Annotated in this window: 26 protein-coding genes; 8 read left to right on the plus strand and 18 right to left on the minus strand. The window is 31.3% G+C overall.

Annotation, left to right across the window (positions count from 1 at the left end):
• Positions 1–40: 40 nt before the first annotated feature.
• Both IY230_RS00360 and IY230_RS00365 read right to left on the minus strand, forming a co-directional pair.
• Entirely contained in the window at positions 41–787 is a 747-nt protein-coding gene (locus IY230_RS00360) for a hypothetical protein (RefSeq protein WP_196369373.1), read from the minus strand.
• A gap of 59 nt (positions 788–846) precedes the next feature.
• Positions 847–1,416: a LemA family protein gene (locus IY230_RS00365; RefSeq protein ID WP_196369374.1), complete on the minus strand. Its 570-nt coding sequence runs from the start codon at positions 1,414–1,416 to the stop codon at positions 847–849.
• A gap of 157 nt (positions 1,417–1,573) precedes the next feature.
• Between IY230_RS00365 and lepA the strand changes: the two genes are divergently transcribed.
• From lepA to IY230_RS00390, 5 genes are all read left to right on the plus strand, one after another.
• A complete protein-coding gene (lepA, locus tag IY230_RS00370) occupies positions 1,574–3,403 on the plus strand; it encodes a translation elongation factor 4 (protein ID WP_374978440.1) in 1,830 nt (609 codons plus the stop codon).
• A 310-nt stretch (positions 3,404–3,713) separates the two neighbouring features.
• Positions 3,714–3,917, plus strand: a complete 204-nt coding sequence (locus IY230_RS00375) for a hypothetical protein (protein WP_196369375.1) — start codon at positions 3,714–3,716, stop codon at positions 3,915–3,917.
• A 69-nt stretch (positions 3,918–3,986) separates the two neighbouring features.
• Entirely contained in the window at positions 3,987–5,078 is a 1,092-nt protein-coding gene (hemW, locus tag IY230_RS00380; protein ID WP_196369376.1) for a radical SAM family heme chaperone HemW, read from the plus strand.
• Complete coding sequence (xerD, locus tag IY230_RS00385; RefSeq protein WP_196369377.1) at positions 5,075–5,980, plus strand: site-specific tyrosine recombinase XerD; 906 nt, start codon at positions 5,075–5,077, stop codon at positions 5,978–5,980. Before hemW ends, xerD begins: the two co-directional genes overlap by 4 nt.
• Positions 5,977–7,170, plus strand: a complete 1,194-nt coding sequence (locus tag IY230_RS00390; RefSeq protein WP_196369378.1) for a phosphopentomutase — start codon at positions 5,977–5,979, stop codon at positions 7,168–7,170. Before xerD ends, IY230_RS00390 begins: the two co-directional genes overlap by 4 nt.
• A gap of 1,875 nt (positions 7,171–9,045) precedes the next feature.
• Here the strand turns inward: IY230_RS00390 and IY230_RS00395 are convergent.
• From IY230_RS00395 to IY230_RS00410, 4 genes are all read right to left on the minus strand, one after another.
• Positions 9,046–9,267, minus strand: coding sequence for a YneF family protein (locus IY230_RS00395; protein WP_196369379.1), 222 nt, complete (start codon positions 9,265–9,267; stop codon positions 9,046–9,048).
• Positions 9,268–9,329: 62 nt separating this feature from the next.
• Positions 9,330–9,878: a 16S rRNA (guanine(966)-N(2))-methyltransferase RsmD gene (rsmD, locus tag IY230_RS00400; RefSeq protein ID WP_196369380.1), complete on the minus strand. Its 549-nt coding sequence runs from the start codon at positions 9,876–9,878 to the stop codon at positions 9,330–9,332.
• On the minus strand, positions 9,878–11,176 hold the full coding sequence (locus IY230_RS00405) for a thymidine phosphorylase (RefSeq protein WP_196369381.1): 1,299 nt from the start codon (positions 11,174–11,176) through the stop codon (positions 9,878–9,880). Before IY230_RS00405 ends, rsmD begins: the two co-directional genes overlap by 1 nt.
• Before the next feature lie 45 nt (positions 11,177–11,221).
• A complete protein-coding gene (locus IY230_RS00410; protein ID WP_196369382.1) occupies positions 11,222–11,515 on the minus strand; it encodes a hypothetical protein in 294 nt (97 codons plus the stop codon).
• A gap of 92 nt (positions 11,516–11,607) precedes the next feature.
• Between IY230_RS00410 and IY230_RS00415 the strand changes: the two genes are divergently transcribed.
• The 3 genes from IY230_RS00415 to IY230_RS00425 all read left to right on the plus strand — a co-directional run bounded on the left by IY230_RS00415 (position 11,608) and on the right by IY230_RS00425 (position 14,020).
• A complete protein-coding gene (locus tag IY230_RS00415; protein WP_196369383.1) occupies positions 11,608–12,177 on the plus strand; it encodes a histidine phosphatase family protein in 570 nt (189 codons plus the stop codon).
• A gap of 143 nt (positions 12,178–12,320) precedes the next feature.
• Positions 12,321–13,646 carry a cation:proton antiporter gene (locus tag IY230_RS00420; RefSeq protein ID WP_230852554.1) on the plus strand — a complete coding sequence of 442 codons (1,326 nt, stop codon included), beginning with the start codon at positions 12,321–12,323 and terminating at the stop codon, positions 13,644–13,646.
• A 14-nt stretch (positions 13,647–13,660) separates the two neighbouring features.
• On the plus strand, positions 13,661–14,020 hold the full coding sequence (locus IY230_RS00425) for a hypothetical protein (protein ID WP_196369384.1): 360 nt from the start codon (positions 13,661–13,663) through the stop codon (positions 14,018–14,020).
• 43 nt (positions 14,021–14,063) lie between these two features.
• Here IY230_RS00425 and IY230_RS00430 read toward each other — a convergent pair whose 3' ends face one another.
• From IY230_RS00430 to IY230_RS00485, 12 genes are all read right to left on the minus strand, one after another.
• Complete coding sequence (locus IY230_RS00430) at positions 14,064–14,396, minus strand: hypothetical protein (RefSeq protein ID WP_196369385.1); 333 nt, start codon at positions 14,394–14,396, stop codon at positions 14,064–14,066.
• On the minus strand, positions 14,393–15,184 hold the full coding sequence (locus IY230_RS00435) for a lysophospholipid acyltransferase family protein (protein ID WP_196369386.1): 792 nt from the start codon (positions 15,182–15,184) through the stop codon (positions 14,393–14,395). The genes IY230_RS00430 and IY230_RS00435 overlap by 4 nt, the downstream gene beginning before the upstream one ends.
• A 4-nt stretch (positions 15,185–15,188) precedes the next feature.
• Positions 15,189–15,659, minus strand: coding sequence for a dihydrofolate reductase (locus tag IY230_RS00440; RefSeq protein WP_196369387.1), 471 nt, complete (start codon positions 15,657–15,659; stop codon positions 15,189–15,191).
• Positions 15,656–16,522: a thymidylate synthase gene (gene thyA / locus IY230_RS00445; protein WP_196369388.1), complete on the minus strand. Its 867-nt coding sequence runs from the start codon at positions 16,520–16,522 to the stop codon at positions 15,656–15,658. Before thyA ends, IY230_RS00440 begins: the two co-directional genes overlap by 4 nt.
• 16 nt (positions 16,523–16,538) lie before the next feature.
• Entirely contained in the window at positions 16,539–17,915 is a 1,377-nt protein-coding gene (pepV, locus tag IY230_RS00450) for a dipeptidase PepV (protein ID WP_196369389.1), read from the minus strand.
• A gap of 52 nt (positions 17,916–17,967) precedes the next feature.
• Entirely contained in the window at positions 17,968–18,735 is a 768-nt protein-coding gene (locus IY230_RS00455) for a hypothetical protein (RefSeq protein ID WP_196369390.1), read from the minus strand.
• Between the two features lie 52 nt (positions 18,736–18,787).
• The gene (locus IY230_RS00460; protein WP_196369391.1) at positions 18,788–19,132 is read right to left on the minus strand and encodes a single-stranded DNA-binding protein; all 345 of its coding nucleotides are present in this window, start codon (positions 19,130–19,132) and stop codon (positions 18,788–18,790) included.
• A gap of 154 nt (positions 19,133–19,286) precedes the next feature.
• Positions 19,287–20,555, minus strand: coding sequence for a M16 family metallopeptidase (locus IY230_RS00465; RefSeq protein ID WP_196369392.1), 1,269 nt, complete (start codon positions 20,553–20,555; stop codon positions 19,287–19,289).
• Positions 20,545–21,753: a M16 family metallopeptidase gene (locus IY230_RS00470; RefSeq protein WP_196369393.1), complete on the minus strand. Its 1,209-nt coding sequence runs from the start codon at positions 21,751–21,753 to the stop codon at positions 20,545–20,547. The genes IY230_RS00465 and IY230_RS00470 overlap by 11 nt, the downstream gene beginning before the upstream one ends.
• Positions 21,754–21,758: 5 nt before the next feature.
• Positions 21,759–22,469, minus strand: a complete 711-nt coding sequence (gene deoD, locus IY230_RS00475) for a purine-nucleoside phosphorylase (RefSeq protein ID WP_012242645.1) — start codon at positions 22,467–22,469, stop codon at positions 21,759–21,761.
• On the minus strand, positions 22,450–23,118 hold the full coding sequence (gene deoC, locus IY230_RS00480; protein WP_196369394.1) for a deoxyribose-phosphate aldolase: 669 nt from the start codon (positions 23,116–23,118) through the stop codon (positions 22,450–22,452). Before deoC ends, deoD begins: the two co-directional genes overlap by 20 nt.
• Positions 23,119–23,141: 23 nt before the next feature.
• Positions 23,142–23,951, minus strand: coding sequence for a hypothetical protein (locus IY230_RS00485; protein ID WP_196369395.1), 810 nt, complete (start codon positions 23,949–23,951; stop codon positions 23,142–23,144).
• Positions 23,952–23,970: the final 19 nt, after the last annotated feature.

Here is a 23,970-nt window from a genome sequence, read left to right on the forward strand (position 1 = left end):
AATTGTATAGTGTGTACCCTTTTTTTATGTAATTTAATTGTTAACGTTTAAACCAATACCCTATAGATTTTCCACCACCACCGGAATTACCTCTACGACTTGAAAAGAAGAATATAGGTAAAAATCTATATATAGAACCACCTGATAAAATAATAACAGCGAAAATAATCCAAAACCAATAACTAGATAACCAACCCTCATAAAATTCATATTTAGGAATTGCAGCTATATAATCATATTGAATTTCATAATATGCATTCATGTAAGAAGTATGATTATATGAAGTATAGTCATATACATTTAAATAAATATAAGACAAGACTCCATGAAATAGACTTATGATACGTGCATCATAATGGAACTCAGGTATTAATGGATCATTAAAATAGTCAGTAATCAATTGATTGGCACTAAACGCGGATAAGTATCCACTCATCGTAGTACCTATTTCAAATAGTACATTTTCATAATTAATATTATCTCCCTCTTTTGAAAAGAGTACCGTAATAAGAATACCCATATCATTTTCACCAATGCCCCAAGCATTAAAAATTTCTGTTGTATTATAGGTTGATTCATCACCTATATATGCAACAACAACCACTTGAGTACCTTGGATATTAGAAGGTATGTCATCTGCCTTAGAATCGAGATACAGTTCATTGGCATAGTTAAAAATAGTCCAGCTCGTGGCATTTAGGAGTACAGAATCCGTATCATGAATGTAAAACAGTTTAGAAGGTTCTAACATCGTGTTTTTATTATTTGAACAAGCACTTAAAGTCATAATAAGCAGTAGAATCACCCAAACTATATAAAGTCGTTTATGATTCATAGTTTGATAAATCAATCATTAAACGAAGGTAAGGTTTTATTGAAGTTTGCTACTTCATAGGTATCATATTGTGGATTATTACCTACAAACAAGTTATTTGGAAACATTCTTATATGCTTATTATAGGTAGCAACCGTATCATTATAAGCAAGTATAGCGGTTAAAACTACATTGGTGGATGCATTAAATTCAGCCAAGGCATTTGCATAAAGTGCAGTTGTATTATAACTTGATGGGTTATCTTCTACATAGGATACTAGATTAATAAAGGTGGAATTAATCTCTTGTATAGATTCATCAATTGATTCTAAATCATTAATAGCAAGCGCATTAGCAAATGCAGTTCGAGCAGCCATAATAGTATCTAAATACCCTTGAACTGTTGAATTTGCACTTTGGATTGTATCAATCATTGCTGCCATTTTATCATATCTTATCGATAAAGTAGCATGTACATCCCCACGTTTTTGGCTCACTTCCACATCATTAGACTGATATGTATTGTAAGCTGTAATCCAAATACTTGAGATTACAACAATAACTATTGCAACGACACCAAGTATAATATATAGCTTTTTCACATTATTTTCCCCCATTCATGTGAATTTATATCATAATTATATTGCTAATTAACAATTTCATATTAAAAATTGCTTAAAAACCTCTTAAAATTTTATGAAAAATATTACATTGCTCAGATTACCTAAAATATGATAAAATATTAAGAGCATGAAAGGTATGAATAATTTGGACAAGAAAACATTAAACGAACGACAAAAGAATATTAGAAACTTCTCAATTATTGCCCATATTGACCACGGTAAATCAACGCTAGCAGACCGTATTTTAGAAATGACTTCGACTGTAGATAAGCGAAATATGAAAGCTCAGCTTTTAGATAGTATGGATCTAGAGCGTGAACGTGGTATTACAATTAAATTGAACGCTGTTCAATTAACTTATAAAGCAAAAGATGGCAATGAATATATATTACATTTAATCGATACCCCAGGGCACGTCGATTTTACCTATGAAGTTTCCAGATCGCTTGCAGCTTGTGAAGGCGCAATTTTAGTTGTAGATGCTGCACAAGGTATACAAGCACAAACATTAGCGAACGTATATTTAGCTTTAGATAATGATTTAGAAATCATCCCTGTATTAAATAAAATAGATTTACCAAGTGCTGAACCGGAAAAAGTAAGAAGAGAAATTGAAGAAATCATTGGTATTGATGCATCAGATGCAGTTATTGCCAGTGGTAAATCTGGTCTTGGTGTAATTGATATCTTAGAACGTATTGTTAGAGATGTAAAGCCACCTGAAGGTGATTCTAATGAACCTTTACAAGCATTAATCTTTGACTCATTTTTTGATATGTATAGAGGGGTTATTCCTACAATTAGAGTTGTAAATGGTTCTATCAAAAAAGGTGATTTAATTGAGTTTATGGCTACAAAAGCTCAGTTTGAGGTTGTAGAGGTTGGTGTTTACACACCAGAACAAAAACCAGTAGATATATTAGGACCTGGTGATGTAGGTTATATCACAGCGGCAATTAAAACACTAGATGATGTTCGTGTGGGTGACACCATCACACATGTAAAGAACCATACAAAAAAAGCACTACCAGGTTATAGAACATTAAATCCTGTTGTATTTTGTGGATTATTCCCAATTGATCCTGATAAATATAGAGATTTAAGAGAAGCGCTAGAAAAATTAAAATTAAATGATGCTTCACTCATCTATGAACCAGAAACATCTCAAGCTTTAGGATTTGGTTTCAGAACTGGCTTCCTTGGGTTACTTCACATGGATATCATCCAAGAACGTATTTCAAGAGAGTTTAACATTGAACTTATAGCAACAGCACCAAGCGTTATTTATGATGTATATTTAACAGATGGTAGTAAGTTACTCGTAGATAACCCAAGTTTCTTACCGGATGTTCAAAAAATAGATCGTATTGAAGAACCGATTGTTAAAGCAACTATCATGTGTCCTAAGGACTATGTTGGTGCTGTTATGGAAATATGTCAGAAAAAGCGTGGTATCTTTAAAGACATGACTTATGTAGATCAAACAAGAGTAATGATCACTTATAGAATACCTTTAGCAGAAATTGTGTATGATTTCTTTGATAAATTAAAATCAAGTACAAAAGGTTATGCATCATTTGACTACGTTTTAGATGGTTATATGACATCCAGATTAAGAAAAATGGATATCTTATTAAATGGTGAAGTAGTGGATGCTTTATCTGTAATTGTTCACCATGACTTTGCATACTCACGTGGTAAAGCAATAGTTGAAAAATTAAAAACATTAATTCCAAGACAAATGTTTGAAATACCTGTACAAGCTGCATTAGGTGGTAAGATTATTGCTAGAGAAACAATTAAAGCGATGAGAAAAGACGTTATTGCTAAATGTTACGGTGGTGACGTGTCTCGTAAGAAAAAATTACTAGAAAAACAAAAAGAAGGTAAGAAGCGTATGAAAACTTTCGGACGTGTGGATATACCACAAAGTGCCTTCCTCGCAATTTTATCAAACGAAGATTGATAACACTTATACTATAAAGTAAACAGGTGAAATTCACCTGTTTTTTTATAGGCGATGAAAGGTGTAAAAATTAACATAAAATCACAAACTATAAACTATTTATCTTGACATGAATGCGCTTACATGGTATCATATGAATGTAGGATAAATCTATGTTCGTGAGGGAATTAAATGAAGATGAAATATACATTTCAAGTGCATATTAATTCAATTGGTACGCGTCAATTTATTGACAAAATTTATAATAAAATTAAACTAGGGTAGGAATATTATATATTCATACCTTTTTTTATGACTTAGGAGGATAATTATGAACACAATTCTTTATATGAATAACAAGAATCCATATGTAAAATATAGATCTGTTAATCCAGATACTGGTAATGTTAAGGTATCAACAGAGGTTTATGATAAAGTCAATGATGAGATACTTGAAAACATCCTACACCAAACAACTAATAAAAAAAAAAATAATTTCTTTATAGAATTAAAAAACTTTTTCTCTCTCTTATAAAGAGGTATCTATTCAGGCTAGATACCTCTTTATTTTGATATAATAGTAATAGAAGGTAGGTTTTTTACTATGAAGGGTTTATATATCCATATACCGTTTTGCGAGTACATCTGTCACTATTGTGATTTTGTTAAAAGAGTCCCTAAAAATCAAAATATGATAGATCAATATTTAATTAAATTAAGAGAAGAAATAATGACTTATGAGAGTCATTTTGATTCTATAGAGACAATCTTTGTTGGCGGGGGAACACCTTCCATGTTAACTGTAGATCAATTAACTTACCTGTTTGACTCGCTTGTAAGAATTAAACCAGTAGAATTTTCAATTGAACTTAATCCAGAAAGCTACACACATGAAAAAGGTTTAGTATTTAAAAAATATGGGATTAACCGTATATCCATGGGTGTCCAGAGTTTTGATGATAAAATACTTGCTTATTTAAATAGAGGACACAAAACAGAACAAGTGTTTTCTATCATAAAAGACTTAAAAGACCTAGGCATTCCTTATATTTCTATTGACTTAATATTTGCAATACCAGGACAAACCCTAGATCATATTAAGTATGATTTAGAGCAGTTCTTAAAATTGGAAATAACTCATATTTCTTATTATTCTTTAATTTTAGAAGATAAAACCTACTTTTATCATCAGTACCTTAAAGATAATTTCAAACCGATGGATGAAGATAATGAAGCTATTATGTATGAGTATGTCATGAATTTTTTAACAAATCATGGTTATGATCAATATGAAATAAGCAACTATGCAAAAAATAACCATTATTCACTACACAATAATATCTATTGGACATTAGGTGAATATATTGGTGTAGGATTAGGGGCTCATGGGTTTATTGATAATTATAGAACGTACAATGAGCGCGGTATGGGTCAATATATGGATCATTTCTTAAAGGAAAAAACACTTCAAACTGAGGATTTAAAACTACAAGATGAACTTATATTTGGCTTAAGATTAACTAAGGGTGTATACATTCCTAGACTAGAACAAAAATATAAAATAAAATTAACTGAAAAATACCCCCAAATTCATGATAAAATAAAACTAGGATTACTTGAAATTAAAGATGACTATATACGTCTAACTAAGGAAGGTACAATGCTTGGTAATCAAGTATTTATGATATTTGTATGACCTATTTGATCAAAGATTTTTCTTATTATTTGAATAATGAATTGGGTTTATCCAAGAATACAATAGATGCATATATCAGGGATTTAAAGGATTATGAGTCTTTCTTATATAAATATCATAAGCTAAAAGATGTGGATAATATTGAATCTAAACACATTGAAGGCTATCTTAAAAGTATAAAGAAAAAGGGTTTATCTGCTAAAACAATATCCAGAAAACTGACCTCAATTAAATCATTTCATAAGTTTTTATTAATGGAGAAAGAAGTTGATGAAGATGTTACACATAAAATTGCCAGACCCAAAATTGAGAAAACTTTACCTACAGTATTGAGTGTTGATGAAGTAATTAGTATATTAGAAGTTGTAGATAAATCTACAACGCTAGGCCTAAGAAATATGGCATTACTAGAGCTTATTTATGGTTCTGGACTCCGTGTTTCTGAGTTACTTAACATAAAGTTAAAGGATATTCATATGCAACAAAGCTATGTTATTGTTACTGGCAAAGGTTCAAAAGAACGTATGGTACCCATATCAGATATGGCAATTATAGCAATTAGAAATTATTTGGTTAAGGCAAGAGATGAATTAATTAAGGAAAAAACAGATTATTTATTTATTAATAATCAAGGTAAAACACTCTCACGTGTAGGTTTTTTTAAAGTCTTAAAGAAACTTGCTGGTGAAGCAAATCTGGACCCTGAAAAAGTATCTCCTCATACCTTAAGGCATTCATTTGCAACACACCTTTTAGAAAATGGAATGGATTTAAGAAGTCTTCAAAACCTACTAGGTCATGAAGATATATCAACTACACAAATCTACACACATATCTCACAAACAAGATTAAAACAAGTTTATAATAAAACTCATCCAAGAGCAAAGGAGAATAATAAATGAGATTTAAAAGAGTATTTTTAATCGTTATGGACTCTTTAGGAGTCGGTGCATCAGAAGATGCACATCAATATTTTAATGAAGGGGTAGATGATACAAAAGCAAATACGTTTGGTCATATTGCTGAAAGTATGGATCTTAAAATACCTAATTTAGAGAAGCTTGGCGTAGGTAATATCATACCTATAAAAGGTACTAAATCAGTAGATTTAACTTCATCCTATGTAACAAAAATTCGTGAAAAATCACTAGGAAAAGATACGATGACAGGTCATTGGGAAATCATGGGCTTGTATGTTACAACACCGTTTCAAACCTTTACAGACACTGGTTTTCCAAAGGAATTACTAGATGAATTAGAGCAACGAACTGGACGTAAAATCATTGGTAATATTGCAGCAAGTGGTACTGAAATATTAAAAGATTTAGGTGAAGAACACATGAGGACTGGAGACTTAATTGTCTACACATCTGCAGACAGTGTACTTCAAATTGCGATGCATGAAGAGATTATTCCTATTGAAGAACAATACAGAATTTCTGCAATTGCACGTGACATTACAATGAGACCAGACTGGAAAGTTGGACGTGTAATTACAAGACCATTCTTAGGTACAAATAAGGACAACTTTAAGCGCACAAGTAATAGAAAAGATTATGCATTAAAACCAAGTGAAGAGACAACTTTAAACTTCCTAAATGATGCAAATTATGATGTCATTGCACTAGGTAAAATTAATGATATTTTTGATGGTTATGGTATCAATAAATACAGTAAAACAGTATCAAATGATGATGGTATGAAACAAATTACAGAGTGGGCTAAAAAGGATTTTACGGGACTATGTTTCTTAAATCTAGTAGACTTCGATGCACTCTATGGACACCGCAGAGACCCTCATGGATATGGTAAAGCAATCATGGATATGGATAGTCAATTACCTGAATTAATAGCTAATTTAAATGATGATGATCTACTCATTTTAACGGCTGATCATGGTAATGATCCAACTTATGTTGGTACCGATCATACGAGAGAATTTGTACCAATGATAGCTTATAGCAAGTCATTTAAATCAGGTGGAAATCTACCAGTGCTTAGTACATTTGCTGATTTAGGAAGTACAATTTCTGATAACTTTAAAGTCAAAAAAACAGAGCATGGTCATAGTTTCTTAAGTAAATTAAAATAAATCAATGTTTACTAAATATAAACAAGGTGTAGTATTTCTACACCTTTTTATTTTGCAATAATATGCTGAATAATATCACAATGAAATACAAAAATAAATCGATCAAATGCACTATCAAATTAGATTTGATATATACACTTAGATCACTGAAACAAGGTAAAGTACAGACGAAATTTAATTATATTTATAAGTGGTAAAATCGGCTTAAAAAACAAACATACAGGAAGTATAGGTAATGATAATAATGTATGAAAAATCGATTTAATAAAGCCGATAAATAAAGAGAAAATTATGGAAAAAGTGTCTTAATTAATCGCAATCTGAGTTACAGGATTACACGTAAAAGTAAAACTCGATTGCTCAAAACGCGTATAAAAAAAACATGTGAAAACCAGATATTATGAAAATGAATATTTTGAAATTTCAAAATTCTATGTTTACTATTTAATGACTAAGTATACAATTGGTAAACATAGAATTATTTTTAAGAACCCATAAAAATTAGAAAATTTAGACAGGTGAAATGATTGAGTAATAGAGTAACTGTCAAAGTAAAAGTTTTAGTGATCATTTTTTTAGCGACGTGACATGATAAATTTAATCTTTAAATAGTAAATTGAGAAAAATGTAAGACCTGATTTTTGATTCCAAAATGATAAGTTGAAGGGTTTTAAAAAAGTATGATTTGATAAACTAATTAGCGGCTCACTCTACAAGCAAGACAGAATGAAATCAATTTTAAGTGTTTGATTCATAGTCATTATACAATTATCAAATGATAATTTATAAAACGTAAGTTTACCAAATATAAACAATGTTTAATGATCGGCTAACTCAAAAAAGTATAGGAGGGCGGTTTAAACATTGATTAAATGATAGGTAGTTGTAGCTGATCATGCTTTAACAATGAGTGCACAAAGATAGTAAATACGCAATGAATGAATAGCGTTTGAGATGGATATACGTCAGTTTGTTAAGCACTCAAACGCTCAAAATTAACCATACAATTTGAACCTTTAGTATTGTTATTTACAAGGAAATTGGATAGATTTATAGTCTCAGACGCACCACCAGGGAGATTCATTTAATATCATCATTCAAACCGATGATTTTTAATAGATTATATGTAACCCGGTTACGGAAGCACTAAATATTAAGGATTTATAATTACAACATTCCCACACTATCTTTAATGACCGCACAGTAAGGCTCACATTAATAGGTTAACATAATATACATTATAGGCACTAATTAATAAATAAAATAGTGTGGTTCTATCTTTTAAATGGGTATATTAATATATAAATGAGTATGATTAAATCTATAATATACCTATTAATTTGCATATAAATATAATCATAATATATAAATGAGTATAAATAATGTTTTGAAGGTAAGTTTGATAGCATTTTATGTTACTTACGTTGACTAATTATGTGTCTCACTCGCTATTAGGCTTAAAACACGTGATATCATGTTTTTACATATCTCAGATGCTGATGGACTACTACTACTCTTATGATGCTATGTGTGTCATTTATTATCAACTTTGAGAAGTGGTTAAATCTCATCCATCGATCAAGAGACGGTTGACCACATCAGACGAAAGTAAAGGAGATGAGTAATATCTCTTCCCATCTCCTTTACTTAATTTGAATGCGTAACCAGGAACACTTCTTATGCTAATCATATATCCTTGGTGTTTAACTTAAATAAACTTTAGTCAATATTTTAAGTTTAATAAAAGTATATCGTGTAATTAATTACTAAACATTAACAATTTTATTAAGTTTAGTATTTAATGTCCTAGTTTATAATTGGTAAACATTGATTTTTTACTAGTAAATAAAAAAAGTGCTTTTCAGCACTTTATTTTTACTTAGTATTTTGTTTCATAGATGCTAGAACTTGTCTAACTTGTTTTTCAGAAGGAGTTCTTCCCATTTGTCTAAACATCTCTCTAATCGATCTTTCATCCATTGGCGGATTCTTTTCTAAATACTTTTTGAACCAAGCTCTGGCGATAAAAAATCCTGCAACAGCACCAATTAGTAACGCACCAACTGCGATTGCTATAACCCAATACCACTCAATCATTTGCGACAACTCCTTTCGTAAGTACATATTCATTTTACTTTATTTCATTATAAATTACAATGTTAATGTTTACTTAATATTAATATCTTTTTACTGCCGTATACTTTTTCTTTTAAGACAGTATATGCTTTGATTTGTTCTAAATCTAATATTCTATTTTTATCCATTTCTAACACGAGTAATGCATCCTCATTTAAGTGAGGTATTAGTTGGTTAGAAATGGATTCATAGATGTCTAATTTATAGGGTGGATCTAAGAAAACAATATCTAATTTATCTTTTAGTTCTGACAGTTTTTTAAGGGCTATATTATAATCATGTTTCCATAGTATGACCCTATCATTTACACCTAGATTTGCTATATTTTCATTCAAGGTGTTAATAGCAATTTGTTTAACATCATTAAACACTACATACTTAGCACCTCTAGAAATTGATTCTAATCCATAACTACCTGATCCAGCAAATAAGTCTAATATGACAGCGTCTCTAATTGATTCACCGAGACTATTAAAGACTGCGCCCCTTACTTTGTCAGATGTCTCTCTGGTATCATTTGAGGGGACCATTTTTAATAATCTACTTTTAAATTCTCCAGAGATAATACGCATTATAAGATTGTCTCTTTGATTAAATCTAGTTTGATTTTATGTGGACCAACTACGTAAGAATTATTGACGATTTCAACTGCTTCTTTAAGTCCTTTTTCTTCGTGATAGATTGTACAGATAGTGTCGCCAACTTTAACTTCGTCACCAATCTTCTTATGCAGGTCAATACCTACAAATAGATTGATTACATCATCTTTAGTTGCACGTCCTGCACCTAGTTTCATTGCAGCAATACCGAAGTTTAATGCATCTACTTTTTCTAAGAAACCAGCAGCATTTGCTTTCACTTCATATGTCTTAGTTTTAGTTAAAATTTGATCTTTATTCTTTAAGAAATTTACATCTCCGCCTTGTGCTTTTACAAAGGTGTAGAATGTCTCTAGAGCATCACCATTACGTAGAGTATCATAAGATAATTTATAACCGCTTTCGTAATCTTTTACGACGCCAGCATGTTTTAATAAGTGTCCTGAAATTACAGCAACTACTTGAGTTAAATCTTCTGGCCCATGACCTTCAAGTGTTTCTACTGATTCATAAATTTCTAACGCATTACCAATTTTATGTCCAAGAGGTTCTTCCATACCTGTAAGAATCGCAGTGACCTTTTTACCAGCCTTTTTACCGATTTCTACCATGATGCGAGATAAAGCTTCACCGTCTTCTAAAGTCTTCATAAATGCCCCAGAACCAACCTTAACATCAAGGACGATTGCATCAGCACCTGATGCTAATTTTTTACTCATAATAGAGGATGCAATTAAAGGCATTGAGTCTACAGTTGCAGTAACATCTCTTAGTGCATACATCACTTTATCTGCAGGTGCAATATCACCACTTTGGCCAACAATTGCACAACCAATTTCTTTCACTTGGTTTTTGAATTGATCTAAAGGTAATACAACCTTAAATCCTGGAATGGATTCTAACTTATCAATTGTTCCACCGGTATGACCTAAACCTCTACCGCTCATTTTTGCTAGCTTAGCACCTAGGTGTGCAACTAATGGTGCAAGTATAATACTTACCTTATCACCCACGCCACCTGTAGAGTGCTTATCAACCTTTGTTCCTTTAATATCTGTTAAATCTAATACTTCTCCACTATCACGCATTGCTAGTGCAAGTGCTGTTGATTCTTCAATATCCATATCGTTAAAATATACAGCCATTAAAAAGGCTGACATTTGATAATCCGGTATTTGACCTTTTGTAAAACCGTTAACTATAAAAGATATTTCTTCAGCAGTTAATTTTTGATTATATTTTTTCTTGTTTATTAAATCGACCATTTGCATGTGACTTAAACCCCATTTCATTTTATTATTTTTTTAATTTTATTTTTAACCGTTTAATACCATAAATATTAATACAATGATTCCTATCACTACTACAATCTTTAAAGACTTCTTGATTAATGATAATAAGCCCATGATGAGTAATAGACCTAAGAATCCTACAAAGAGAATTTGTAGTAAAACAGGAAATGAATTAAAGTAATCAAAAGCCCCTTGCCACCAACCATCGGTTGTTGGTTTTAAAAGTGGATCTAACCATCCAGTTGCACTTTCGAACCATGAAACGATAGTTTCCCATATATTTAGTAAAACTTCTTGCCAATTGTTTAAAATTATCATTTTGTTCACCATTTCCTTTACTATATTATTCTATCAAATTCTAACCTTGATTAAAAGGGTGAGCTTTGATATAATTGCACATGGTGATAAAAATGATATTAGCAATGGTTAGACATGGTGAAACCGATTATAACAAGCAACGTTTAATCCAAGGTAGAATCGATAATGTCTTAAATGAAAACGGAAAAAACCAGGCACATACTTTAGGAACATACCTAAAAGAAAACAATGAAACATTTGATGTTCTAATGACATCTCCAATGCTTAGAGCAAAAGAGACAGCACAAATTCTTGGAAGCCATTTAAATATGACTATCACAAGCGAGCATGTTGCATTTATCGAAAGAGACTTTGGACCTTTTGAAGGTAAGTCAGTGGCAGATACATTACCATTTATAACTAAACATGATTTTAAGACAAAAGGTTATGAAGATAATGAGGCACTCTTAAAAAGATTAAGTGACGCAGTAAATGATTTATACAAGACACATCAAGGTAAGAAAGTATTACTTGTTGTTCATGCACATGTAATCAAGTCATTACTTATATTAGCAGACTTTGAAAAGTATGATTACATTACGCATTATGTAGGTAATTCAAGCATCGTATATTTCGATGTTAAACCTGATCAAATATCTGTATTAAATCAAATTGATTTATAGATAATAATCAAAAGGAAACTTGTAAAAAGGGTTTCTTTTTTTTAGAAAAAATATTAACATATAAAATCAACGATTTCTCATTGACTTTATAAGTTTTTGCAGTAAAATTGAGTTTGTATGTACATTATAAGGAGGTTTTGCAAATGGAAATAGGGTTATTGTTAACAAAGGTTGCAGTAATTTTATTTGTTGGTTTTATTGGTAGTTTAATTGCTAGAAAATTCAAATTACCAAACGTCTCAGGCTATTTGGTACTTGGTCTACTTATAGGACCATCTCTAGGACTTATTTTCCCTGGTTATGAGGGTTTTATTACAAGTGGTGACCAAGATGTCTTTGGCTTTATTAGTGAGCTTGCGCTCGCGTTTATTGCTTTTTCAATCGGTAGTGAATTTGCAATTAAAAGAGTGAAGAAAATAGGCAAGGAAATTTCAGTACTTACATTACTAGAAGTTCTAGGTGCAGTATCTTTAGTATTTATAGCTATGCTATTTATTCCAAAACCAGATAGTATATCCTCAGGGTATAATCCGTTTTCTAATTCCAGCATTGCATTTGCATTAATCTTAGCTTCTATGTCTGCTGCAACAGCTCCAGCTGCTACCTTAATGGTCATGCGTCAATATAGAGCTAATGGTCCAGTATCTAAGGCAATTGTTCCAATTACAGCTTTAGATGATATCTTTGGCATCGTAATCTTTGGATTCTTCTTATCCATTGCACAACTATTACTACCTCAAGGTGATCCACTTCCGGTATGGCTAATGATCTCAAAACCATTCATTGAAGTATTTGGTTCATTGATTATTGGGTTAATAGTTGGTATTGCACTATCTTATGGTGCTAAAAAGTTTGACAAGATTTCTGATGATATTCAAGTCTTATCATTGATTGCAATATTTGCTACAGTTGGTGGATTAACATTAATGAATCATTACATGAGTGACTTCGGTATTTCATTCTCACCATTACTTGCAAATATTATGGTAGGTTCTGTTATTGCAAATATTGCACTTAAACCAAATCGCACCTTCCAATCGATTAATGATTTAGCTACTCCGTTTTATATTATATTCTTCACATTAGCGGGTGCTTCATTAGACTTAGGTATCTTACGTCAAGATTATTTAATACTAATTATCGCTGCAACCTATATTATTGCTCGCGGAAGTGGTAAAATATTAGGTACAATGGCTGGTGCTCAAATGGTCAACTCACATCCAAACGTTAAGAAGTATTTAGGTTTTGCACTTCTACCTCAAGGTGGTGTATCTATTGGGTTACTCACTATTGTTGCTGTGCAGATGACACAACTATATCCAGTAATTGCTGCAGTTATTATGTTATCTGTATTAGTATATGAAACAATGGGACCTATCTTTGCTAAATACTCACTCACTAAATCTGATGAGTTATATGGTCTTGATAAACTTAATGAATCTATGTTCGAAGAAGATACAGAAAATTAATAAGGAGAAAACTTATGGAAGCTTTATTTATAGTATTAAACGACTTAACCTTCATGGATGATATTCTTGATAAATTTATTGAGTTACACATTAAAGGTGCAACTATCATTGATTCACAAGGTATGGCGCAAGCAATCATTGAAAAAGATGGTGGTGGACACGGTTTATTTTCTGGTCCATTCTACAAAGCTTTAGTAGGAGATCAAAATCATTCAAAAATGATCTTTACTGTATTACCAGATACATTTGATAAGAAACATGTAATTGCTGAAATTCGTTCTATTTTAGAACAATCTAAAAAAGCAGTGATTGGGTTTATGTTTACAATGCCTGTATCCGGTATCTATCCAATTAAATCTAAACATCAAGTTTAAAAAAATATAAATTAAAAAAATAAGGATTGGCACTGACCAATCCTTATTTTTGTGTATGATATGATTTTTTCTTTATGATAGTAACACCGCTGTTCGTTATATATGAGCTGAGTTTACCTAACTCTTCAATACTAAAATGGGCTCTTTGGAAAGGATCATTTAAATCTGGACCAGATATGGAAACTTCAATTTGTCCCTTTTTTACTCTAGATTTTCCAATACTCCTAATTTGAGTTAATTTTTTGTATTGATTTGTTGTAGACCCATAACCATGAATAATGATTAATATTTTTTGTCCTATTGTATCAATCGCTTGTCTTACAATGGATGATGCACTTAAGACATCCAAATCGTGTACATCAATTACTTGAATCATTTATGTTCGAATCCAGAGTTAATTACATGCATCACCATATCACCAATTTCAGCTGTAGATAAACCTTGATAGTCTTCATGCGTAATTGGTTTATGAATAATGACTTTAATTTTAGTTTTTCTAAATGGTGCACGATGTTGGATTTCAGAATTTCCAATAATTGTCATAGGTAAGATGGTTGCTTTTGGCTTTACTGCAATTTGGAAAGCACCAGCACGTGTTGCGACTACACTGTCTTGATCACGATTTTTACGACCACCTTCAGGAAACACTACCATTGAAAATCCAGTCTCTATATTCTTGATAGTTTCTACTAAAGCTTTAGCGGTTTTTCTTGTATCATCCCTGTAAATTGGCATACAATGCATTTGTTTCATACCATCTTTTAAGATAGGTATTTTATACAATGTCGACTTCGGAGTAAAGGCCATTGGTCTGTTGATTGCTTGAATTGCAATTACAGGGTCCAAGTAAGACTTATGATTCGTGTAAACAACCATTTTACCGTCTTTTGGCACGTTTTCTGCACCGATAACCTTAATACTAATGTTAAAGACAAATACGCTTAAAAATCTTGCTAGACTTTGCCAACCATAATATTTATATCGGTTCATAAGTGGTAATTTTTGCCACGCATAAATATGAATTAAGGCACCAATTATGATTGGTATAAAACCTACTAAATAACCAAGTAGTATCCAAAGTATAATGTAGTAACCACCGAGTACATAGATGGACATAAGGGTTGAAAAGGTTGCCCAACCAATTAAAAATAAAATTGTAAACATAATATCAAATCTCTTTCTTATATGTTGCAAAGATTAAACTAGGCGCTAATTTCTTGTCAACTAATTTGTAGCTAGATAAGTCAAAATGGTTAAAGTATACATTACCTTTATGAACATCTAGTACATGTGTAATTAATAAATAATCAACATAAGGTAAGGTTAGGTTATAAATGACTTTACCACCAATGATCCATAGTTCATCTTTATAGTTTTTAACAAAATCCACTACATCTGTGATGCATTCTGCATCCTCATAAGCCGTTTCAATGAGGTTAGCTACATAAATTTTACCGTATGGAAAAGGTTTATCTTTATAATAACCTTTCAGTGATTTATAAGTTAAATCACCCATTAATACAGTTTTACCTTTAGTTTTCTCTTTAAAATACGCCAAGTCTTCTTTATAGTGCCAAGCAAGCTTATTATCTTGACCTATAAGCCAGTTGACATCCATAGCCCAAATTGCGTAAATCATACAGCAACCACGCCTTTAATTGGCGGATATGGATCATAACCAACAAGTTCAAAGTCTTCATATTTGAAGTCTTCAAGTCTTGTAATCGATTTATTGATTTTTAATATTGGTAAACGTCTTGGCGTTCTTGTAAGTTGTAAGTTAATTTGATCAAAATGATTTGTATAAATATGTGCATCTCCAATGGTATGTACAAAACTACCTAATTCATATCCAGTTACTTGTGCAACCATCATTAAAAATACAGCATAAGATGCAATATTAAATGGAATGCCTAAGAATACATCACCACTACGTTGGTATAGTTGTAAGGACAACTTGTTATCTACAACATAAAATTGAATTAATGTATGGCATGGAGGTAACATCATTTGACTGATTTCCGCTGGATTCCACGCAGATAAAACCATACGTCTGGAATCTGGGTTTGTTTTTAGTGTATTAAGAATATATTCAATTTGATCTACACCATTAAAATTACGCCACTGGGAACCATAAACAGGGCCTAAATCACCCCATTTTTTAGCAAACTCATCACTTTGACGAATTTTATCTGAGAATTCTTTAATGGATTCTCCTTGATATTCTGAAGAATTCATATAATTTTTATATGGCCAGTCCGTCCAAATGCCAACATTATTATCTACAAGATACTTGATGTTGGTATCCCCTTTAATAAACCATAATAACTCATGAATTATACCTTTTAAAAATGTCTTCTTAGTGGTTAGGAGTGGAAACCCATCCTTTAAATCGAAGAACATCTGGTAACCAAAAATTGATTTGGTTCCAGTGCCCGTACGATCTGATTTTAATGTACCATTTTCCATGATATGACGGGCTAAATCTAAATACTGTTTCATAATACACTCCTAGTTTTTATTTTGCGAGTTCGTAAAGACTTTCTGTATAAATTGCTAGAGCTTTCATTAAGTCATCAATATCAATAAACTCATCTTTTTGGTGAATATATGTAGGTTTATCAATGAAATGTGGTCCAAATGCTACAACATTTTCTGTTGCTCTTGCAAATGTACCGCCACCAATTGAAATTGGTGGTGTCATGTCATTGGTATGTTTTTGATATACCTTCATTAATGTTTTAATTAATGTTGAATTTGGGTCTTTGTATAATAATTTTTGATGATGATCAACATCCAAACCAAAACCTTCAGGTAATAGATTTGCAATTGGTTCAAATACATCTTTATCATAGTTGACGCCATTTGGGTATCTTAAGTTTAAAACAAGTTCAAATTGGTTATTTTCAGAACTTGCTAAACCGAAGTTAACTGTTAAGTCGCCCATTTCTTTATCCTTATAAGCAACACCTAATTTTTTACCTAAATTATCAAATGTTAGATATGTAGTAGCAAAGTTTACTAATTCATTATCAACACCTGCGAATTTAAGTGCTTCAAATAAAATATGTAGGGCATTTACACCATCATCTGGAAGAGATCCATGTGCAGATTTACCAAATGTCTCAAGTACTAATACATCATTTTCTAATCTAGCTTCACCTTTAAAATTATTTTTTTCTAGGTAATCTAAAAATCTATGTTTAATTACTAGATCAGGCTTTACATGGGCTTTAGCACTTTCAGGTACCATATTCGCACGTAAACCACCCTCTACTTTGTATAGGATATCGTTATTGAACTGACCTCTAATAATTGTCATAGTAATGCCTTTTTCAGCATAGATTAAAGGGAAGTCGGCATCTGGGATGAATCCTGCAATTGGAGCTTGTGGATGCTTATTAAAGTAGTAATCAACACATCTCCAACCTGATTCTTCATCAAGGCCTAAAATAAGTTTAATACGTGTATTCAGTTCTACACCTAATTCTTTTAATATCTTCATACCATAATAAACAGCCATTGTAGGTGCTTTATCATCTTCAGCACCACGTGCATAAATCTTGTTATCATGGATTTCAGCACCATATGCTGGATAAGTCCAACCAGTACCTGCTGGGACAACGTCTAAGTGACCAATGGAACCGATGTATTCTTTGGAATCACCAAATTCAATGTGTCCTGCATAACCATCAACGTTTTCAAACTTGAAACCATCACGTTTAGCTAAATTAAGCATAAACTCTAAGGCTTCTTTATTCCCTTCTCCAAATGGTGCACCCACTCTATTTGGATCAAAAGTTGTTAACTCAGAATTAATTCTTAGTAACTCTTGAGTATCCTTAATAAATTGGTCCTTATATTTTAGGGCCAATGCTTTAAAATCTATTGACATATATCATCATCTCCTTGTTAAATATTCTATCATTTATATCAAAAAAACTCTATCAAATAGAGTTCTTTTGTTCAATATATTCAGTATATGCTTCTTCAAGACTTTCATAACTATCTATATAATCTTTTAGATAATTAAATAAATCAGAATCAATGGGTTTAAATGGACTTTCAGTCATCTTTATATCATCTTGAATATAATATAAGTATTTCACTTTTCCATTTTCTTGATAGAAACCTCTTGGATATACTCTATCGACACCAGTGTATTTTTTTGCAATTAAACGTGATCTAGAAGTATGTAATTCATAAACATGCTTAGTGTTTTTTCCTACAACTAATACATATGTAAATTTCTTTTTATAACCTAAGCCAATAATTGCACTTAATACAACAAGTGATAGTACACCCGTTACAGAAATACTCCAAATATTTTCTGCATCAAATGCTGATAATAAACCATCAAGCACTGCTAAACCTGCTCCAATTAACAGGATAATAAATACACCCCATGAGGCAATTAGTATTCGATTAAATATAGCCACAAAAAATAGGGAAGTACGTGCATCATCATGTAAAACATAATGCTTAATCATACTATTTACAGTAAAGTGTAAAGGTATTAAGAATAAGTAAGGCAATCCTAAAGCAATCAAATCAAGGGTATAAAGACCTTTAAATTGGTAATAAATAAGTAATATGGCTACGACAGATAATATTGCGTACGTAGAGAGTATAATCCAAATCTTTCTTGGACCACAAATAACATATAGTAAACCCATTGTAAATAATGCAGCGAGAAGTAATGTCCAAAATATCAAATGAGCTCGCCTCCTTTTTATTTACTTAATTATACCATATTTTCGCTCTAGATTAACTATTTAGATCTGCACTATATTCTTCAATTTCTCTTGGTAAGAATATTACATGTTCTGCAATAATATTAACGTTTGTCCTATTTTTATCTTGATCATCAATCCATTTACTAACCTCTAAACGACCTTTAATAGCAATACCCATACCTTTTCTAAAATAATCTTGGGCACGCTTATGGTTCTGCTCAAATAACGCTACCCTAAAATAATCAGTATCATAATTTCCATCATAATTTTTATAAGGTCTCATCACAGATACCCTTAAATCAGTATATTTCACACCATTATCACTTTCTTTCGGGTCAAAGCTGACAACCCTTCCTATTAGGTTTACAAATGTCATACAAAAATCTCCTTTTTCTTTTAATGTAACATAATTTTAAAACATTAAAAAATATGCCTTTTACATATACAATGCGATGTAAGTCCTGATTATAAAGAAAAAAGACAACCAAAACTGGGTTGTCTTAAAGTGTATATATTTTATTGATGAATTTTCAGCTATTTTGGTCATTTTTAATAAAATGTGAAAAACTAAACATATCTTTTGTAATGGATGCTTTAAAATCAAGTATATCTTGATAAGTTATTCCATCTAATAAGTTAAATGCCTCTTCTAAACTAATACCATTAAGTTGATATTTACCATATAAAAACAATCTATTTTCAATATCATCTAAAGCCATCATGAAGTGACCTAAATAAGCTTTTTTAAGTGCGATAAACGCCTCTTTTGTTAAATCCTTATTATCGGTACTAAAGAACTGATTTAGTACATGTTTTTTTAAATCAAAACTATGGTCAGACTCAACATCCATCATAAAGATTAATGTTTCATCTTCTAAGATTAAATTGAAGTTAAAGCCATCAATCATGAGGTTTAAAGCACTCATCTGTTCTTGAAAATTTGTACTTGTATCATAAAGCATACGCATTAAAAATAACATGTAAAGTTCGGTCTTAAATAAGACTTTTTCTTCTTTTGTATCTAAAATACATTTAATACCCATATTAAAGACACCAACATTTATTTTAAGATGATAAATTTCTTCTCTAGATTTAATGCTTTTTGGTTCATCATTATTTAAGATCACTGGATGTTTGGTTTTAGTGATTAAAGACTCGTAATTAAGTAATGCATGTTTAAATTGTTCAACATCAATTGGTCCTAATATGAGTAATTGACGTTTATCAGACGTATAAAAATGATCAAATACACGTTGTAGGTCTTTAGCAGAGATGATGGATATGTCTGATTTTCTACCAGTAATTTCATATTTGATGGGATGTTCATAAATTAATTGATCAAACATCTTTTTTTGAACGATGGTATCTACTTCATCATCATACATTGCAATTTCTTCTTTGATGATTGATTTTTCTGCTTGGACACGTTCTCCTGTGAAATTTGTTGTTTCTAGCATCTCTAACAAGTATAGTGTAGCTTCAAGCATATTTTTATGACCAATCACGCCATATGTTGTTTGACGATAAGTTGTCATTGCATTAGCAATCACACCTAACTTATGAAATTGTTCAAAGGCATCATGATCTTTCATCATATACATCATATGCTCTAAAAAGTGAGCAATACCTGGTTTTAGTTGATGTGTTTTATTTCCGATTTTGTATGCTGTATGAATGGAGCCCAGTGGCACATCGTATTCTACATATGTTTGTAGCGTTGGAGCGTATATAAGTTCTACATTAAGACCGTTTTCCAACATAAACTTTACAGGCTTTTCATTAAAACCATTAAACTTCATAGTCTTCACCTCCACTTAATGTATAGGTAGTAGTTAGTGTCATCATACTTAAGACTTTCATAATATCCTCATTAGAAACCTCATCAATTTTGTTCATGATATCATCAAGTGTTTCTCCATAACCAAATAAATCAGCATTAAATTGTCTAGGAATCATACTATCTTGGAAATCAAGGGATGAATATATCTCATTTTTTAAGTAATCTTTAGCTTCTTTAAGTTGATCACTTGATGGACCATCAAACATAAAATTATTAATCGTTTCAACAATGATGTTATAAGCTAAATCCTTACTCTCTATATTAACGCCTGCATAGATAATGAGATATGATTTATCGTATTCGAATTTGGAGTCTACATCATAAGCTAAATAATAGGTTTCTCTAAGTAATTTATATAACATACTTTCAGGATAACCACCAATAAGCATATTTACTAAGAGTGCTGCAGTATAAAGAGGATCTTTTCTATCAACATTTAAGTGATAAGCAAAGAATATGTAGGCTTGTCCCATTGGTAAGGTTTCATTATAGTTTTGGATAGTTTTATGTACATGATCAAATTTAAGTGGCTCAATGACAATTTCTTGTTCATAAGATTTTAATTCAGATAATTTATCCTTTAAATATGGATTGACATCACCAGATACATAGAACTTAATCGTGTCATTTAAAAAGTAATTTAAGTAATAGTCATAAGTCTCTGTTAAAGATACATCAAGGGCTTCCTCAAGCGTTCCAGTAATACTTTTACCATACGGATGATCTAAGTAGATGTATTTAACGAGTTGCTCTTTTGCATAGGCAAATTTATGATCTTTTTTAGATTGTATTTCATTGATAGTATATCGTTTAACCTCTTCAAATATAGATGGTAGAAATGGTTTTCTATCAAAAAACATTTCTTTAATGATTTGAACAATATCATCTAACATGGCATCATCTGAAATTAGGCTTGGGTTTGGGAAAACAAAGTTAAAACGCATAATATGGAAGTCTTTTAACACAAAAACATGGTTTGTTATAAACATACCATAAAGTGTGTTAAGTTTTTTAGATAGTTGTTGTTTAGACATATACGTTTCAGTGTAACTGGTGAGTATACGTGCTAATAAAAAGCGATACAAAAATGCATCGGATTCTATTTTTGAGACAAAATAGACTGATATATGTATCGCTTGATATTGTTTTGTTGGCAAGAAAATCATAATTTAGTATTTAATGCTATCTCCATCATTTTCGTAAATGCATTTTGACGTTCTTCTGCACTTGTTGCTTCATGTGTAACTAATGAATCAGAAATCGTTAAAATACATGCTGCATTTTTACCTGTTGCTAATGCGTTTGCAAATAATGCAAAACTTTCCATTTCAACACATAATGCGCCATGTTTTTCATAAATATCTTTATATTCATCGCCATTAATACGATAGAACACGTCAGATGAATGAATTGTACCTTCTGTCATTGGAATACCTAAGCGTTTCGCTGTATTCTTTAATTTAGTATTTAATTTTTTAGTTGCTGATAATTTCTTTCTTCCAGATACGCCCATTGTTTTAGCATAACTTGATTCTGACCAGCAGTTTTTAGCTATCACTACATCATATAGGTTTAATTTATCAGTGTATGCACCTGCTGAACCAATACGAATGATATTCTCTACATCGTAGAATTTAAATAATTCGTAAGAATAGATACCAATACTTGGCATACCCATTCCAGAACCCATAACTGAAATTCTTCTTCCTTTATATGTTCCAGTATAACCTAACATATTACGTACACCATTAATTTGCACAACATCTTTTAGATATGTTTCTGCAATAAATTTCGCACGTAGTGGATCTCCTGGCATTAAAACTGTTTTAGCAATTAAGCTTTTATCTTGTAACTCAATATGTGGTGTTGCCATCACTTGTTTCTCCTTTAATTAATTTGACTCCGCTTGATGTACCTAAGCGGTTAGCCCCTTTTTCTATCATTAATAATGCATCTTCTTTACTGCGGATACCGCCACTTGCTTTAATCAGTGCGTCATCTCCTACAGCTTTTTTAATCATAACGATATCTTCAACAGATGCACCTCTTGATGCATAACCTGTAGATGTCTTAACGAATGTAGCACCAGCTTTAACAGCTATTTTTGAAACAAATGTGATTTGTTTCTTGTCAAGATATGCTGTTTCAATAATTACTTTAACAGTTCTACCTTGAGCAGCCTTAACAACAGCTTTGATATCTTTGGATACACGGCTACGATCTTTAGAACGTACAGCATCCACATCAACAACCATGTCAATTTCATCTGCACCTTGTTTAATTGCTTCTTTTGTTTCAAAAGCTTTCACTTTTGGTAAGTGTGTTCCAAAAGGAAAACCTACAACTGTACAAACAAGTACACCTGTACCTTCTAGACGAGATTTAGCATGTGCAACCCAGATTGGTGAGACACAAACACTTTTAAACTGATTTTCTATTGCTTCATCAATAAGTGTATCGATATCACTTAAAGTAACAATTGGACCAAGTTTAGTATGATCAATATATGTATTTAATTTCATATATAATTCCTTTCAATGTTTTTTTATAAATCCATGAATATATTTAGGCTTTGCTTTGTAAAACTTTTAGTAATTGGTGTCCACTTCATCTTCTTAGTCTTTTTATTTATCGACTTACTATTTTTTTTAGGTATCACTTTAGTATCTTGCAAGAAACCTGGTACATCAAGTAGTTGTTTTTTGAATTTTTCTACAAATTCAACATAACTAATGACTTTAATGACACCATCTGTTTGATGAAATAAAACATAGTCTAGATAAGGTGGAAACACAATCGTATCATGTTCTTTCCATTCTGTTGCAATATAGGATTGTTCTTGTTCATCTTTAATAAAATAATATTTAGGTAATAATGTGTCTAAATCATCATAATAGCTTTGTAAAGCATCCTTTTCATCAATATATCTTAAGATACCTGATAATTTTTCTTCTTTAGTGAAGACGTAATTATTTGCTTCATTCGGATATTTTTCAACATAAGCACGTTTAACCATTTCAAATACCTTAAAGATACGTTCAGCATTAAAAGATAATACATCTTCAAACATTTCTGATAATACAAAGAAGTTAAAGCGGTCACAGACCTTCTTAATTAGTTGTATAACATGTTTAACGAAGTAATTCGGACTTAAAATCGGTAATCTTAAGTGGAAGTTTACTTCTAAGAACTGTGGGCTTAAACGCTGAATATTAGGCACTTGTGATTTTGGTGTGATGAAGAATGCACAGGTATAGCCAAGTCTTGGATGCGTGTATAAAAATCTAACAGATTTTTCATCCATCTCAACTTCCATACCTTCGATTGTTTCAAAAAAATCAATAACTTCTACCATATCAAGTTCCCTTGATTTT

The sequence above is a fragment of the Acholeplasma laidlawii genome, assembly GCF_015709225.1.
GTDB classification, from domain to species: domain Bacteria; phylum Bacillota_I; class Bacilli_A; order Acholeplasmatales; family Acholeplasmataceae; genus Acholeplasma; species Acholeplasma laidlawii_A.

Bases quoted from the DNA above. Each gene is read 5' to 3' on its own strand.
- IY230_RS00435 (WP_196369386.1), bottom strand. From the start codon at position 15,184: ATGTTTACAATTTTATTTTTAATTGGTTGGGCAACCTTTTCAACCCTT.
- IY230_RS00415 (WP_196369383.1), top strand. From the start codon at position 11,608: ATGATATTAGCAATGGTTAGACATGGTGAAACCGATTATAACAAGCAA.
- thyA (WP_196369388.1), bottom strand. From the start codon at position 16,522: ATGAAACAGTATTTAGATTTAGCCCGTCATATCATGGAAAATGGTACA.
- IY230_RS00395 (WP_196369379.1), bottom strand. From the start codon at position 9,267: ATGATTGAGTGGTATTGGGTTATAGCAATCGCAGTTGGTGCGTTACTA.
- deoD (WP_012242645.1), bottom strand. From the start codon at position 22,469: ATGGCAACACCACATATTGAGTTACAAGATAAAAGCTTAATTGCTAAA.
- deoC (WP_196369394.1), bottom strand. From the start codon at position 23,118: ATGAAATTAAATACATATATTGATCATACTAAACTTGGTCCAATTGTT.
- IY230_RS00405 (WP_196369381.1), bottom strand. From the start codon at position 11,176: ATGCAAATGGTCGATTTAATAAACAAGAAAAAATATAATCAAAAATTA.
- IY230_RS00425 (WP_196369384.1), top strand. From the start codon at position 13,661: ATGGAAGCTTTATTTATAGTATTAAACGACTTAACCTTCATGGATGAT.
- IY230_RS00430 (WP_196369385.1), bottom strand. From the start codon at position 14,396: ATGATTCAAGTAATTGATGTACACGATTTGGATGTCTTAAGTGCATCA.
- IY230_RS00390 (WP_196369378.1), top strand. From the start codon at position 5,977: ATGAGATTTAAAAGAGTATTTTTAATCGTTATGGACTCTTTAGGAGTC.
- IY230_RS00485 (WP_196369395.1), bottom strand. From the start codon at position 23,951: ATGGTAGAAGTTATTGATTTTTTTGAAACAATCGAAGGTATGGAAGTT.
- IY230_RS00375 (WP_196369375.1), top strand. From the start codon at position 3,714: ATGAACACAATTCTTTATATGAATAACAAGAATCCATATGTAAAATAT.
- IY230_RS00410 (WP_196369382.1), bottom strand. From the start codon at position 11,515: ATGATAATTTTAAACAATTGGCAAGAAGTTTTACTAAATATATGGGAA.
- IY230_RS00420 (WP_230852554.1), top strand. From the start codon at position 12,321: ATGGAAATAGGGTTATTGTTAACAAAGGTTGCAGTAATTTTATTTGTT.
- pepV (WP_196369389.1), bottom strand. From the start codon at position 17,915: ATGTCAATAGATTTTAAAGCATTGGCCCTAAAATATAAGGACCAATTT.
- IY230_RS00360 (WP_196369373.1), bottom strand. From the start codon at position 787: ATGACTTTAAGTGCTTGTTCAAATAATAAAAACACGATGTTAGAACCT.
- lepA (WP_374978440.1), top strand. From the start codon at position 1,574: ATGAATAATTTGGACAAGAAAACATTAAACGAACGACAAAAGAATATT.
- IY230_RS00440 (WP_196369387.1), bottom strand. From the start codon at position 15,659: ATGATTTACGCAATTTGGGCTATGGATGTCAACTGGCTTATAGGTCAA.
- IY230_RS00460 (WP_196369391.1), bottom strand. From the start codon at position 19,132: ATGACATTTGTAAACCTAATAGGAAGGGTTGTCAGCTTTGACCCGAAA.
- xerD (WP_196369377.1), top strand. From the start codon at position 5,075: ATGACCTATTTGATCAAAGATTTTTCTTATTATTTGAATAATGAATTG.
- rsmD (WP_196369380.1), bottom strand. From the start codon at position 9,878: ATGCGTATTATCTCTGGAGAATTTAAAAGTAGATTATTAAAAATGGTC.
- hemW (WP_196369376.1), top strand. From the start codon at position 3,987: ATGAAGGGTTTATATATCCATATACCGTTTTGCGAGTACATCTGTCAC.
- IY230_RS00465 (WP_196369392.1), bottom strand. From the start codon at position 20,555: ATGAAGTTTAATGGTTTTAATGAAAAGCCTGTAAAGTTTATGTTGGAA.